Genomic DNA, 16246 nt, shown 5'->3' with positions numbered 1-16246 from the left:
TTGATTTACCTGAAATTTAAGACGATATAAACGTTGAATAATGATCAGATTCCCAATAAGGCCAGATGACGGATGGAATAAGACTATTGTTGATTGATCAACTTAAAAATACAAATAAGGTATGAAATGAATTGATTTTTTAAATACTGAGTAAAAATCACTTAGTATTTTTATAAAATCCGTATTCTTGTATAGCGAAAGCATTTTGTTGAAGCAGAGGTTGTTGAGGTGTTTTCGGAGGTCTTAATTAATACGTTTTAATTTTGAAAACTCGCCTACTGCTCATAGCAATTGTTTTTTTTACAACCATTGGTTGTAGTAATAAACATGAGCCCTCTTCTCAAAACAATTCTCCTGAACCTATAAAAAACCAAGGAGCTTCTCAAGAATTCCCGATTGACAAACTCTCCGCTGTTGGCACTAAGTATTCTACTGAACAATTAGATAATACCAATGGTCTTTCAAACAGTTCGGTCAATACCATTTTTCAGGATTCTGAAGATTTATTATGGATTGGCACTTGGGACGGCTTAAATAGATACGATGGCAATAATTTCAAGATTTTTAGACCAGAGTTAAATAACGACAATAGCTTAACCAATCAGGTCGTTCTTAAAATTGACGAAGATAGCGCGGGGCAAATATGGGTGTTGACCATGCACGGATTAAATCGGTACGACAAAAAATCAAACACGTTTAAAACCTATTATTTTTCGAGAAAAGATAAACCTCCTTTTTCAGAATCTGAATTTAATATGGCACTTGACGGTTCAAAAAATGTCTTTTGTGCAGTTAAAGACTGGGGCATTGGTTATTTTGATGGTAATGATTTTCAACCCTTGCAAATTAAAAAGCTACCAAGTAATGCCGTCAAAAAGATGGCGTTTATGCCAAATAACCAATTGCTATTACTACTGGATAATAATGAACTTTATTCCATGAAAATAGCATCACATTCGGCAGTCGAAAAAATGGCTTCTCACCCAGAGCTCATTTCAAATAATGTGGCGGATTTTGAAATCGTGTCGTCGCATCAAATATGTTTTATTAAAAATTCTGGCAGTGCCGTTTTATATTCTTTTCAAGATAGAACGGCACTGCAAATTGAAACGGATGCCGTCCATGCTATAATTCATAAAACTAAAGCGGGTGTCTTATTAAATACGGCTTCAGGGTATTTTATCATTGATAGTTTAGGGAAAAAGACTACTAATTCATGGGTTAAAAGTTTAAAGAATCAAAAAATAACAACCTTACTGGAAGGCACTGAAAATGTTATTTGGACAGGAACTGATGGCGATGGACTTTTTAAGATGTATCCGCTAAAAAAGACTTTTAATTTAGTCTCTAAAACACAGATTCCAGAAATTGATGGTAGTATTGTGAGGGCTTTTTTGGAAGTAGAAGAAAATTCCTTTTGGGTGGGAACCAAGGGGAGTGGCTTATTCAAACTTCCTTCTGATTTCTACAAGAATGTCAACAAACCTATAAAATACCAAAACTTTAATCAAACGAATAGCAGCATTAACAATGCCGTATTCTCGCTTTGTAAAGGAAACGACGACCTTATTTTTATAGGTACAGATGGCAATGGCATTAGTGTTTATGACTTAAAAAATTCAAAGCTTTTTGATTGGTCGGAAATTATTGGCCATGAATTATGCTCCTATTTTAAGTCCACTTATGCTATTTATCAAGATGACGACGGATTTATTTGGGTTGGAACTAACGGCTACGGCATGATTGCTTTTAAAATCTCACGATCGGGAGAAACCTTAAAAGTAACAGACTTTAAGCAATATTTGGCGGCAAATAAAGCATTGCGATCCTTGAGCAGCAACATCGTTTTTTCAATAATCCCCAGAAACCAACAAGAACTGTGGATTGGCACCCGATTGGGAGGATTAAATCTTTTTAATAAGAAAACCAATGCCTTTAAATCCTTCAAACACATCAAATACGATTCGCAAAGTTTATCAAATAATGATATTTTATCCCTGCATACAGATTCAGAAAAAAGACTTTGGGTAGGCACGAGTTTGGGACTTAATTTGTTAAAGGAGTTTCATGGGGATACCGTTCCCGTTTTTCAAAATTTCACGGTAAAAGAAGGACTGCCCAATAATACGATTCATGGTATTGTTTCTGATAAAAACGCTAATCTTTGGATCAGTACAAATCTCGGGCTATCCAATTACATCATTAATGATTCAAAGTTCATTAATTATACAAAAAACGAAGGATTACAGGGGAATGAGTTTTCAGATGGTGCTATTTATCAAAGTCCTGATTCCGATTATATTTTTGCAGGTGGTGTTAAAGGATTCAATTACTTTATTTCGTCACGGGTGGAAGAATCTGACATTATTCCGAATATTTTTATTGCTGAAATTAGCGGGCAGAATGCCGAAACCCCTTATTATCAAGGTCTTGTCATAGCGCCAAATTCGAACCGCAATCCGTCTATTGTTTTAAAGCACGATCAAAACTTTTTTGATATAGAATTGTCTGCTTTAACCTACATCAATAGTGAAAAGTGCCAATACGCTTATAAGCTGGATAATTTTGACCAAGATTGGAATGTCATAAATAATCGTAGAACTTTTTCTTTTACGAATGTTCCCAAAGGTGATTATGCCTTATGGCTCAAATGGACCAATAGTGATGGTGTTTGGGGGCCACCAGTTCGCGCTATTAACATTCAAATCAAACCCATCTTTTGGCAATCAAATGTGGCCATGGCCGTTTACCTTATCTTTTTGTTGCTATTGCTTCTTTTGGTGTGGAGCTATTTTAATAAGCAAGTTAAATTAAGGCAAAACATTCTTTTTCAGAGGAAAGAAGAGGAAATACATCAAAATCGGCTTAATTTTTTCACTAATGTTGCCCATGAATTTCAAACGCCTTTAACCTTAATTCTCGGACCAATTCATAAACTTTCAAAATCGACAAATATGATCGCTACCGATCAAAAGTTTGTCAGTATGATTGAAAGAAACTCATCGCGGTTACTTTTTTTAACGCAACAACTCTTAGAATTTAGAAAGGCAGAACATGGGCATTTGGGAGTGTTTCTGAAACAATTTGACCTTGTTAATTTGGTGGAGCAAATTGCCGAACTCTTTGATGAATGGGCATTACAAAATAATATTGATTATAAATTGGAAATCACTTCCGATTTATCGGGATGGTTTGATAAGGATAAAATTGAAATCATACTATTCAATCTGTTGTCCAATGCGTTTAAATATACACCTGACCATGGAAAAATAACCTTGACCTTAGGAATTCAACAGCATGATTTAAAATCTTTAGACATTGAGGTAACCAATTCAGGAAAGGGGATTCCTAAAGAAAAATTGGATTTGGTATTTGACCGCTTTTTCTTGAACGATAACAAAATGGATAATGAGAAGTTTAGAACCGGGATTGGGTTGGCCTATATCAAAAAAATGGCGACGCTCCTGGGAGGCGATGTTTTTGTTTCGAGCGAAGAAAATAAGGTCACCACTTTCAAGGTTTTACTGCCTTGTGGTAAGACTGATTTAAATGACCAAGAATTGGAGGATGAGGAAAGCCAGATTTTTATTTCCGATCATCTTCAAAATATTATGGACGATGTATTTGGGAAATCTCACAAAACTCCTAATAAAATAACCGCTCTTGAAAATCTTTTAAATAGAAAAAAATCGATTCTAATTGTTGAGGATGAAAAAGAAATTCATGGTTTTTTAAATGAATTACTCCACGAAAAATACAGGATACTTATAGCGTTTAACGGCGAAGAAGCGTTGGCAATTATTGAAAATGAGGAGCCAGACCTCATTATTAGTGATGTCATGATGCCTAAAATGGATGGTATTGAATTGTGCTATAAAATTAAAAGTACGATCAAAACCTGCCATATTCCTTTTGTTATGCTGACGGCCAAAAACACCGATATGTATCGCATCCAAGGTTTGGAAAGTGGTGCCAATGCCTATATTCCAAAGCCGTTTCATCCCGATCATTTGTTGGTTAGAATTGAAAAACTTCTTGAGGAAAAGGAATTGATCTTAAAACACTTTACGCAAGATTCCATCGTAGAAAATATCACCAAGCTGCCTGTAAATAATGATGACAAAGAGTTTTTAAGACAGGTTGTTGAAATTGTCCGCGATAATATCGAGAACGAAAATCTTCAAAGCTCATTTATTGAAGAAAAATTAGCCGTTAGCAGTTCGCAATTGTATAGAAAGATCAAACAAACATTTGGCTTTTCGCCAGGCGATTTAATTAGGACTATTCGCTTAAAACATGCGGCAGAACTTCTTATAAAAAGTAATCTTACCGTGTCTGAAGTGTGTTATCAATCTGGCTTTAACAACCGATCTTACTTCTACCGCGAGTTTAAAAAAATGTACCACAGTACACCCAAAGAATATCAACTTCGCAATAGTTACATCAGTGCAAAGTAGTCAGAGTGCAGTTTGATAGTTGTTTAGATACACTTTTGGTCAAATAGTGTACATTATTTGTTAAGTGCTCATATAACTTTATGCAGTGGTTTGTTCCGTTATTTCTTAATTGAAACTATTGACCAATCTCACTTCACTAAATAGCTGTTATCATGAAAACTTCTACTCAAATTATTAACCGATTTAATTCACTCTTATTATGAAAAAGCAAATTACGTATTGCATATCTATAGTAGTGGCCCTGTTTTTCGGAAGTGCTATATATGCACAAACTGTTAAAGGTGTTGTATTGGATGTTAACGGTACATTGCTTGGCGTAAATGTTGTTGAAAAAGGAACTACTAATGGTACCGCCACTGACTTTGATGGGAAATATACCATTACTGTCCTGGATCCAAAGGCGGTTTTGATCTTTAGCACCATAGGGTATGTGACCAAAGAGATCGCTGTTAATGGTCAAACCCAAATTAACGTTGTTTTATCTCAAGACTTGCAAACCTTGGATGAGGTGGTTCTGGTGGGCTATTCTTCTCGAAAAAAATCAACTTTAACAGGAGCGGTTTCTGTGGTGGACATGGTTGATCTTGAAAAGACAAGGGTGGTCAATGTTACACAGGCGTTACAGGGCCAAGTAGCCGGAGTTCAGGTAACGGCGAGTACGGGCGCTCCTGGAGATCCTATTCAAGTACGTATTAGAGGTGAAGGCACTATTGGCAATAATGATCCTTTATATGTCGTAGATGGTGTGCCTACACGGGATATTAGTTTTTTAAACCAGGCAGATATTAAAAGCATGTCCATTTTGAAAGATGCGTCGGCGGCGGCTATTTATGGATCGAGAGCTTCTGGCGGTGTGGTATTAATTACCACTAAAACCGGACAAGTTGGTAAAGTCACTTTTGATGTCAACTATTACGCGGGCATTCATTATGCTTCCAATCTTCCAAAAATGCTGAATGCCGAACAGTATATGAATACGGTTGAAAAGGCCTGGAATAACTCCAGTAGAACGGGCACAAACCCTTATACTGCGGATAAAGGCCGTGCTGATTTTTCAGATACCAATTGGCTTGATCAGTTATTTGAAACCGGACACTCACAAAATTTTCAGTTTACGGCAAGCGGCGGCAGTGATAAAATCCAATTTTTAATGTCCTTAGGCTATTATGATCAAGATGGTATTGTCGTATTTGATCATGATAAATACAAACGATTAAATTATAGGACTAATCTTAATGTGAATCTGACCGAACGTTTAAAAATTGGAACAAATCTGCAATTGACCTATGCTACACAAGATGCTTTGTCGTCTAGAGGCGATGAGCCAGGTATTATTAGGCATGCCTTATTAAGACCGCCAGTTCTTGGAGTTTATAAAAATCCTAATGACCCGACCTATTCTGTAAAGGATCCTTTTACTGATTTGCCTTTTTATAAAAACAGAAATACTGGTGGCTGGGAAAGCAATAAATACGAATGGTCTCAAAACCCAATTGCCTTGGCCTATTTTACAGATGATGTGCGGAAGAGTTATGGAACCTTCGGAAATATATATGCTGAATATGCATTTTTAAAAGATAAGTCACTCACTTTTAGAACCAGTCTCGGTCTTGATTTGACCTTTTTCCACAATAAAGTGTTCAATGAGAATTTTGGTGATGACGATGGTGGCGGCAATGAAAAAGATCAAGGATTGGGAAGACAGAACCGTCCGAATAATTTAAATGAAGATCGTGGCGAATCGCGCACCGTTACCTTTAATAATACGCTTAATTATGCAAAAACGATTCATGAGAAGCACGACATTAGCGCAGTGATCGGTACTGAATTTATTGATAATTATGATTCATCCATTGGGGTAAGCAGGATGCGTTTTGGTATCACTGATAAAACCTTTAGATATATCGATTATGGCAGCACTGAAGTCGATTTGTGGAATGGTGGTAGTGCCTCCGAATGGGCATTGTTCTCATTTTTTGGTTCAGCAACTTATGTGTATGATACCAAATATATGATCACTTCCAACTTTCGAGCGGATGCGTCTTCACGTTTTTCTGAAAAACACCGTTGGGGATATTTTCCTTCAGTATCCGCAGGTTGGAAAATTTCTGATGAAAACTTTTTAAAAGATGTGTCCTGGTTATCCAACTTAAAGTTGAGAGCGGGCTGGGGTAAATTAGGAAATCAAGAGATTGATAACTATGCCTATTTAACTTTAATAAGTCAAATAGATGGCAAGGTCGTGGTAACCCGTTATGGGAATTCAGATTTAAAATGGGAAACTTCTGAATCGGTCAACTATGGTATTGACTTTGGGTTTTTTGAGAACAAATTATCAATATCTACCGATTATTTCGTAAAAAGAACCACCGATATTTTATTGCCAGTAGGGTTGCCAAGTATTGTTGGAGACGTTTCACCTACCATCGTCAACGCCGGTGAAGTCGTCAACAAAGGATTGGAGGTGACTTTGAACTATAGAAACTCAAGCAGAGAATTTAAATATGGAATAAATGCCAACATCGCCACCTTGATTAATAGTGTGGAACGCTTACAAACCAAACAGGTGGGACAATCCTTAAATTCATTTTTTGGCTACAAAATGATTGGTATTTACCAAAATCAGGCGGAAATTAATAGCTATTTAAGTGGCACTTTTAACCCAACTGCAAAACCTGGTGATATTAAGTTTGCCGATTTAAATAAGGATGGCATTATCGATTCGAATGACCGAACCTTTACAGGAGACGCTATTCCTGATCTTACCTATGGCATTACTTTGTCGGCAAATTATAAACGCTTTGATTTTTCTTGTCTATTTCAGGGCGTAGAAGGCGTTGATAAATTCAACGATGCTAAAAAAATAATCGATTTTGATACGAGGCCATTTAATTATACAACTAATATTTTAGGCGCTTGGGATGGCGAAGGCACCAGTAATACCATTCCACGAGTAACCTTTGAAGATAACGGAAGTAGCAAGGAATCCAGTCTTTATGTTGAGGATGCTTCCTATTTTAGGCTCAAAAACGTGGAAATTGGCTACACCATAAATGCAATCCAAGGATTGCAAGATGTGCGAGTTTATCTGTCTGGTCTAAATTTATTTACCGCTACAAAGTATACAGGTTTGGATCCAGAATCTACAGATACCACCGATAAGGGGACGTATCCACTATCAGCATCGATTTTGTTGGGCATAAATGTTAAGTTTTAATATTTAAAAATACGAGATATGAAAACACTATATAAAAATTTAATTGCAATCGCCGTGCTTCTAACATTTACAGGCTGTAATAATGAGCTCACCAAGGATCCCATAGGTTTGTTGACCATGGATCAAGTGGATGCGACTCCTACTATAACCACGCTTGAATCATCGGTAAGCTCGTCTTATCAATTGCTGTCAAGTACTTTAAACCTTGTGGGTGATTGGCAGTGGGATGACGGAACCGTCACGAGAAACGATTTTATTTTAAAAGATATCGCATCAAGCGACATGAATAAAAAATGGAATCCAGATGGAGATCAAGCTTGGATGGATGAGCTCAGTGCGTTCAGTTTTACTTCGGAAAATGGAGCTTTTAATGGGATTTGGCTTTATGATTATGAGGGTATTAATAGGATCAATCTTGCCCTGAGTTATTTGACCAATACAGAAGTAACCCAATCCGTCGGTATCAGTGATGCACGTAAGGATCAATTGATGGGCGAATGCTATTTTTTAAGAGCGTTTTACTATTTCGATTTGGTGAATAATTTTGGCGATGTCCCTCTTTTAACTAAGCCACTAAAGTCATTTGCCGAAGCTTTTGAAGTTGCGGTGCGCATTCCTGAAGCTGAAATTTGGACACAAATAAATACAGATTTAGCACTGGCAAAAGAATTGTTGCCAAATTCTAAATATCCATCGCCTGGTGAACCTTGGCGCGTTTCAAAAGGCGCGGTTATAGCCTTGCAAGCTAAGTCGGCGTTATATAATAAAGATTGGCCCAACGTCATTGCTCTGGTGGACGAATTAAGTGGTCTTGGTTTTTATAGTTTAAATGCCAACTATTTTGACAGTTTTGCTGTGGATAGGGAGTTTGATGAAGATGAGGTGATTTTCGCCTATGATCATATTTCCGATCAGAATCCAAGAAAAGGAAACGGTTTATGCGCCTTATTAGGTTGGGGGTTTGTGGCTCCTACTGATGATTTTATAAATGCCTTTGAACCAAACGATCCACGATTATTATACACGGTGGATGTGCCTAATGAGAATGTTTCAAAGTTATTGGGCAATACTGTGGGTGATGACAAAGGTAATGATGACTCGCCAAGTAATAAAATTTATATCCGTTATGCCGATGTTTTACTTTGGAAAGCAGAAGCTTTGATTGAAACTGGCGCCTATAACGACGCCATTGCCATAATTAATCAAGTGAGAGAACGGGCCAGAACAACACCAACTGCAGATGGCTCTGCCATACCTTCCGGAACCTTAGCCGCAAGACCAAACTCAACCGATCCAGTTCAAGTGAAAAATTGGTTAATGCATGAACGACGTGTAGAATTAGGTTTTGAATCGCAAAGATTCAATGATTTAAAACGATGGGGCATTGCAAAATCGTTTCTAACAGGGCTTGGTAAAAATTTTCAGGATAAAAATTATTTATACCCAATTCCGCAAGGTGAAGTTGACAAATCTGCCGGTACGATTACTCAGAATCCAGGGTACTAAATTAATAAAGATTGAAAATCATTATTTGAGTTAGTCATTTTTAATCTTAGAGAAGTAGTTTTTCTCAGAGACTCTACTTCTCTTTTTTATTTTAAATAATCAAAAACCACTATGACAGATATAGCTAAAAGATATAAGCAAAATCCAATATTATCCCCTTCAGACTTAAGACCGAGCAATGCACAGATGATTATTGAATGCTTGCTGAATCCGGGAGCATTTACCTTTAATGGAAAAATTGGACTTTTGGTTAGGGTTGCTGAAAGAACGGTTCAAAAAGACGGATTTTTGTCAGTACCCATATATAACGCTGTGGGTAAAGTAGAAATTTTAGACATTAAACTTGACGATCCAAAATTGAATGCATCTGACGCGCGCGTCATTAAATATGATGTCACTGATTATTTAACCACCATTTCCCATTTGCGAATCCTGTTTAGCGACGATGGTATTAAGTTTTCTGAAGATGTTTACTATCCGCCACTCTTCGGAGAAGGCGCATACGAATCTTACGGCATTGAAGATTGTAGAGTTTCGGAAATTGAAGACACTTATTATTTAACCTATACAATGGTATCGCCCAATGGTGTCGGCGTGGGGCTTCGGACAACTAAAGACTGGAAAAATTTTGAAAAGAAAGGCATGATCTTAAGTCCGCACAATAAGGATTGCGCCATTTTCGAAGAAAAGATAAACGGCAAGTATTATGCATTGCATCGGCCTAGCAGTCCTGAATTAGGCGGGAATTATATTTGGTTGGCTGAATCGCCCGATGCTGTGCATTGGGGAAATCATAAATGCATTGCAAAAACACGTGAAGGCAAATTTGACAGCAAACGTCTTGGGGCAGGAGCAGCACCAATAAAAACAGATCAAGGTTGGTTGGAAATTTACCACGGCGCCACCGAAAAGAACCGCTATTGTTTAGGTGCCATTTTATTGGATTTAAAAGATCCTTCAAAAGTTATTGCCCGTTCGAGCTCACCACTTATGGAGCCAAAAGAAGAATTTGAACGCAAAGGTTTTTTTGGAGAGGTCATTTTTACAAATGGTCATATTGTGGAAGGCGATACTATTAAAATGTATTACGGCGCAGCAGATGAATTTGTCGCGATCGCAACATTTTCAATTCAAGAGATTTTAAAAACACTAGAACATTAATCATGGATTTAGCAAAAGTAGGATTAAAGGATTTTTCAAGAAGCGCCATCATATTAATCATCACCAATGCAATTTATGCTTTTGTAATGCCGGTCATCGACATTTTTGTGGCCTCGTATATTATGCGAAATTCTAACGATCCCTCTAAAGTGATTTTGTATCAATTGGCCATTTATGTCGGCATTCCGATTACATTTTTGTTAAATGGCTATTTGTTGAATAAAGTGAATATCAAAAGCCTGTTTTCCTTAGGAATGTTGCTTAGTGGCGTTTCCATGGTTTTTATGATGTCCTTGGATCAAATCGATTATTTCGGATTAATGGTGGCCGGCTTAATTATGGGCATGTCCTTTGGATTGTATTGGGCCAATCGGGATTATCTCGTTTTATCCACAACAAAAGACCGCGTCCGAAATTTTTATTACGGGCTGGAAACCTTTATTTATACCATTATCGCCTCAACAGTGCCCGTGATTATTGGTTGGTATTTAATGACAGGACACAGCAGCGGCGGTGTTGGCTCCAATGAAGCGGTCAATTCGAGTTATCGCGTCATCACCACGGTGGTTTTTATTATTACCATAATTGCCTCCATAGTGTTTCATTTTGGGAAATATGAAAAACCTAAAAGCGAGAAATTTCTCTACTTTAAATTTCACAAACTCTGGAGGAAGATGATTCAGCTCTCCATATTAAAAGGATTGGCGCAAGGTTTTATAGTCACAGCGCCGGCCATGCTCATGATGAAATTCTTTCATTCAGAAGGGGCATTAGGTTCTGCGATTTCTATAGGTGCTTTGATCGCGGCTGTAATTATGCTGCTTTTGGGTAAGTATTCGAAGCCTAAACACCGATTAATCATTTTCAGTTTTGGATTGACCTGTTTCTTTTTGGCTTCTTTTTTTAACGGATTATTGTTCAATGAATTTGGCGTCATTCTATTTATGTTTTTGTTATTGATCGCCCGACCGGTTTTGGATATTGCTTATTTCCCAATTCAGTTAAAAGTCATCGATGTGCTGTCATCACTCGAAAATAGAAATGAATTTTCCTATATTTTGAATCATGAATTTGGATTGTTTGTTGGGCGTTTTATCGGTGCCAGCACGTTTTTAGTTCTTGCATTTTTTGTGAATACAGATATCGCTTTACGATATGCCCTATTGATTATAGGGTCACTGCAATTGCTTTCTATTGTGATTGCAAAGCAACTTTTAAAACAACAGGCAACTTTAGAAAATGAACTGTTAGAAAAAGAACAGTTAGAAGAGGACACTTTAGCCACTAAAAATTTAAACTCATTTACAAATGCGTAAAACAAATTACATACTCCTTCTATATATAGGTTTGGTCTGTTATGGGTGTAAAACGCATCCGTCTAAATTTATTGTAGAAAACCCGATACACCAACTTCAATTGGGGCGTATTGACTCCATGCCTAATTTTCCAGAGCCATTTAAAATAATTGATTTTAAAAATTTAGCAAAAGGATTTGATTCCTTGGTTTATGATGCTTCTCAAACCGGAGAGTATTGGCCATTAATTTGGAAAGATGATACGCGTAAAAATTTTGATCAAGAAACCTTCGGCATTTATACGGCCATGGGCGATTTAAGACAAGGACCAAAACATAACGATGGTATTTTTCATGAATCCTTAGCTACGGTTGGTTCTGTATTGGGAGCGACTTTAGTGGGCATTAATAAATCCAACCAAAAAGGGAAAAATTATGTTTCCATGTTGAAAAATTATTTTAATTCAGATACGGGATGGGATATTGTCATGAATAATACCTGTCCTGAAGTGGCCTTACTCGGTGGCGGTTATGGTAGAGATTGGTGGTATGATGTGTATCCCAATGTGTTGTTTTATGGCGTTGCAAATTTTTATCCAGAAGAAAAGGATTATTCAGACATCATGCGTTCAGTGGCCGACAAGTTTCAAAAAGCTGATTCTGTTTTAGCAGGAAACTATGCACATTCTTTTTTTGACTACGCCACTTTAGAACCAAAAGATAACTGGATTTGCAAACAGGAAGATGCCGCTGCTGGTCATGCTTATGTATTGTACTCAGCGTATCAGAAATTTGAGGATCCGAAATATCTCAAAGGCGCAAAATCGTCGTTGGAAGCGCTATTGGCACAAAATGACAATCGATTTTATGAAGTTTTAATGCCTTTTGGAGCTTATGTCGCGGCGCGTTTAAATGCCGAAGAAGGCACCAATTACGACTATTCTAAAATTCTTGAATGGACATTTAACGGCACCTCGGTTTGTAGAGAAGGATGGGGCGTGTTGCTTGGTAATTGGAATGGTTATGATGTTTCGGGAATCATAGGAAGCACCGTGGATCATGGCGGCTTTGGCTTTTTGATGAATACGTATGACACCATGTTGCCGTTAGTCCCGATGGTGAGATACGATCAGCGCTATGCCAATGTGATTGGCAAATGGATGTTGAATGCCAGCAATGCGATGAAGTTTTTCTATCCTTATGAAATGCCAGATGCGCATCAATCCATTCCAGAACTCAAACAACATACTAAAGGCGTGATCGCTTATGAAGGACTGATTAAAAAAGCGCATTTTGATGACTATTTGCATATTAAGGCACCCATCGCCCTTGGTGATGGTCCACATTGGGTAAAGGGTAATCCGGAGGTCTCTCAGTTTAGTGTTTATGGCAGTGGCCATGTTGGTATTGCGGGTTCTATAATTTCAAAAACCAATGTTGAAAACATATTGCAACTCGATTTGCTGGCGACTGATTTTTTCAGAAAAGATGCTTTTCCATCCTTTTTATATTATAATCCCAATGACGTGGCAAAAGAAGTTTTTATCAATCTAGGCGAAAAACCGATGAAAATCTATGATGCGATACAAAGAGCATTTATAAATGAAAATGCAAAAGGGAATTTCAATTTCGTCATCCCTAAAGAGCATTCTGCATTATTAGTACTGGTTCCAAAAGACGCTGTTATATCCGAAAAGAATGGCAAATTGTATGCGAACGATGTTGTCATTGATTATAAATATACCGCTAATAATTAACCATTAAAAAATGACTCAATTATATCATAAAATGAGGATCCTGTTTTTGCTATTTTGCTTTGCAACAACTATTGCATATGGTCAAAATATCAATCTTAAAGTGGTTGGAAATGCGAAGGAAGGTTTTAATGTCGCTATTTATAATGGTGAGCAATTGTTGCTTCAAAATACCGAAGAATTTAAGCTTAAAGTGGCCAATTTGGATTTAAGTGAAACCACTGAACTTAATAATTGGAAAGGTTCAGAATGGACAGGTAACGATTCGCTTATAAAACTCACAAGAGCGACGTACTTATCCGATTTTGATTTGGATGTATTAATTATGGTGACTTATGAAATCATCAATTCAAATATTGTAAAAAAGAGCATTGATTTATTTCAGTCTGGCATGCCTTTGCTTTATTATATTTTGGAGGAAAATTTTAAACCTGCAGAAACACCTTCTCAATATGTCACTTTTGAGTATGATGATTTTCCTGGCGGATTTGCGCATGAAATGTTTCCTTCCGCGGGATTTGTTACGCCCGATAACCAATTGGTGGGGATTTTAATGGATGCTGGTTATAAAAATCACTATACACGGTCCACACGCCGACGGTTTAATGGCCATGGTGGTGGATTTGTTGGTATGCGAAAATTACCCGATACTGAATTGCTGTCTGTGGCAACCTTAGATGAACGCTCACATGGCAATCATTATATCCAACAGCGGTTTGGAGAAATGTGCAATTTGGATGCTGGCAAAGAAGTGAAATTAAAAATTGTTGGGAAACTCGATAAAGTTGGAAGCGCTGCGATTAAAACCAATAAAACCGATGTCATAACGCTCAAGGGTAAGTCGGCAGGACGGTCTGGTTTTGAAGTCATCGTGCCTTTTAAAGATCAAAAAATCTATACGGTTTCTTTCCTATCAAAAGGAAACTCCCCAATCGCACTAAAACTATTCAGAATAAAAAACGGAAAAAAAACGGTCGAATTAGAGCACGGCATTAAATATATTGACCAATTTCCGATCAAAGAAAATGAATACACACTATTTAAAGGAAGCATCTTAGTGCCTTATATCGAAAATGATAGTGTCTCGATGTTTATCGGTACCCAGTCCGAAAAAGAGGTTAACGTCCAAATTAAAGATTTACAAATAGTAGAAAAAATCCCGCAAAAAGAACCCTATAATAGGATGAAAATGGGCGAAATAAGTACCAAAACAAGTTATGTGTTTGTGGAGCCTTGGACCAATCATCATGATTTTGTGGTTTCGTCACAATCGCGACTTGCCGAAGGAAAAGGGTTTAAAGGCTCTTTAATTGAAAAAATGTTATATGCAAATTCCAATATGTTGACATGGATTACCTCTATTGATGATTTTAATCCGTCGAATGTTCCCAATATGAATTATGCGCCTGACATGTATAATCGGGATTCTTTTTTCTCAATAGTATCCAGTTATAATGAAGAATTAAACGTGAGTGTTTGGAATCAATGGGCGAACACTCAAAATTCTAAAGGCGCGGTGGCTACAATTATTACACCGTATATGGGAACTATCGAAGCAAAGGACAACGAAGCAACCATTCAATTTTTAATCTGGGCCATGCTCAACAAACGGCGTTTTGGTGTGACCTTGCCTAAAGAAAAGATAGATAAAGCCGTAAATTATGTTTTAAACGAATTTGACGAAAACAGAGATGGCATCGCTGAGTCACATTTCACTTTAAGTCAGATTGATATTAATAAATACGAACCCAAAACAGATAAATTGGCGGTCAATCAAGGCATTTTTGCCATTGCCCTAAAAACCATTAAGGAATTGGGATATGATATATCCGATGCCTATATCCAAAAAGCGGTGGCAGGTTATCTTGATTTTTATGATGTCAAAAGAAAACATTTATTATTTGATCGGGATTTCCCGGATGTGATAACCATGACCGATTTGGAACCTGAATTTTTCTCCTTATGGTTGTTTAAAGAGCCTATGTTAACGGACGAGATGGTCATCAATCATTTAGAGCAGATGCCGATATTAAATAAAGTGACAAATTCACCACATCCCGAGTATGGCACCACAGCGCCCGTTTGTGTGCGATTGGATGACAGTGAAAAGGGCTATTCCTATCTCACGGCAGATTACCAGCCATTTCGTGAGTTTGGAGAAGAAAACTATAAAGATCATGCCAGAGATGGTTATTATTATAACGGCGGCAGTTGGTTGCGGCCAGAATATTGTGCCTATGTCGTTGGGTTAAAGCACGGCTGGGCAAAAGCAAAACCACTCATGGAAAATAGGGTATGGGCCGAGATCAACCTCAATCCAAAATGGCCCTACAGCAAGGAGTTTATTCCAACCAAATGGACCTCAACCGATTCTTGGTGGCCATCAACTAGAGGCTTATGCTGGAATGTGTTTATACTTATGGCCAATGAGGTTGCGGGACTTCGGACACCTGATATGGATCCTGATTTTAAGAGATAATATCAAATAGTGCCGATTCATTGCCACCTTCTTGAATTTCTTAAATTGCCTTAAGATTCATAAACTTGTAATTCACGATTATGGTATTCAAAATGAACTGTTTTTCACTCTCCGACTAAAAATGCTCGTACAGTTTCTTATTCTTACTTAGTTAGCTTATTTCTGGAGTGAAATAACGGTTGGTGGTTAATGTTTATAATCATATAACGTGCAATTAACACATGTCTTAAAATGCATTTCACCATTATTTTTATGAAAATCTTCATTCCAAGTGATCAATTAACTCCTGAAAAAATGTTTAGCTGTTAAAATGTTGTCGAAGTTCATGTCATATATGACATCTATTTGTAGTCAAACAAGATTTAGTAAATAGAATCA

General features: G+C 37.3%; 7 protein-coding genes. All 7 read left to right on the top strand.

Features of this window, described 5'->3' with window-relative positions:
* Window positions 1–263 precede the first annotated feature (263 nt).
* The 7 genes from ACOH2D_RS06515 (at window position 264) to ACOH2D_RS06485 (ending at window position 15868) form a co-directional block, all read left to right on the top strand.
* A complete protein-coding gene (locus ACOH2D_RS06515) occupies window positions 264–4457 on the top strand; it encodes a hybrid sensor histidine kinase/response regulator transcription factor (protein WP_449534746.1) in 4194 nt (1397 codons plus the stop codon).
* A gap of 199 nt (window positions 4458–4656) precedes the next feature.
* Window positions 4657–7674, top strand: coding sequence for a SusC/RagA family TonB-linked outer membrane protein (locus ACOH2D_RS06510; RefSeq protein ID WP_449534745.1), 3018 nt, complete (start codon window positions 4657–4659; stop codon window positions 7672–7674).
* A gap of 18 nt (window positions 7675–7692) precedes the next feature.
* Entirely contained in the window at window positions 7693–9180 is a 1488-nt protein-coding gene (locus tag ACOH2D_RS06505; protein ID WP_449534744.1) for a RagB/SusD family nutrient uptake outer membrane protein, read from the top strand.
* Between the two features lie 111 nt (window positions 9181–9291).
* Window positions 9292–10341, top strand: coding sequence for a glycoside hydrolase family 130 protein (locus tag ACOH2D_RS06500; RefSeq protein WP_449534743.1), 1050 nt, complete (start codon window positions 9292–9294; stop codon window positions 10339–10341).
* A 2-nt stretch (window positions 10342–10343) separates the two neighbouring features.
* Window positions 10344–11657, top strand: coding sequence for an MFS transporter (locus ACOH2D_RS06495; protein ID WP_449534742.1), 1314 nt, complete (start codon window positions 10344–10346; stop codon window positions 11655–11657).
* On the top strand, window positions 11650–13392 hold the full coding sequence (locus tag ACOH2D_RS06490; RefSeq protein WP_449534741.1) for a hypothetical protein: 1743 nt from the start codon (window positions 11650–11652) through the stop codon (window positions 13390–13392). Before ACOH2D_RS06495 ends, ACOH2D_RS06490 begins: the two co-directional genes overlap by 8 nt.
* 10 nt (window positions 13393–13402) lie before the next feature.
* Window positions 13403–15868 (top strand): hypothetical protein, encoded by a 2466-nt coding sequence (locus ACOH2D_RS06485; protein ID WP_449534740.1) that lies wholly within the window; start codon window positions 13403–13405, stop codon window positions 15866–15868.
* Window positions 15869–16246 lie beyond the last annotated feature (378 nt).

It is taken from the genome of Gelidibacter sp., assembly GCF_053579655.1.
The sequence above is the reverse complement of the archived record's forward strand: the minus strand, read 5'-3'. Positions and strand labels throughout refer to the sequence as shown.

Coding starts and splice junctions, on each gene's coding strand:
- ACOH2D_RS06485 (WP_449534740.1), top strand. CDS start 13,403: ATGACTCAATTATATCATAAAATGAGGATCCTGTTTTTGCTATTTTGC.
- ACOH2D_RS06490 (WP_449534741.1), top strand. CDS start 11,650: ATGCGTAAAACAAATTACATACTCCTTCTATATATAGGTTTGGTCTGT.
- ACOH2D_RS06495 (WP_449534742.1), top strand. CDS start 10,344: ATGGATTTAGCAAAAGTAGGATTAAAGGATTTTTCAAGAAGCGCCATC.
- ACOH2D_RS06505 (WP_449534744.1), top strand. CDS start 7,693: ATGAAAACACTATATAAAAATTTAATTGCAATCGCCGTGCTTCTAACA.
- ACOH2D_RS06510 (WP_449534745.1), top strand. CDS start 4,657: ATGAAAAAGCAAATTACGTATTGCATATCTATAGTAGTGGCCCTGTTT.
- ACOH2D_RS06500 (WP_449534743.1), top strand. CDS start 9,292: ATGACAGATATAGCTAAAAGATATAAGCAAAATCCAATATTATCCCCT.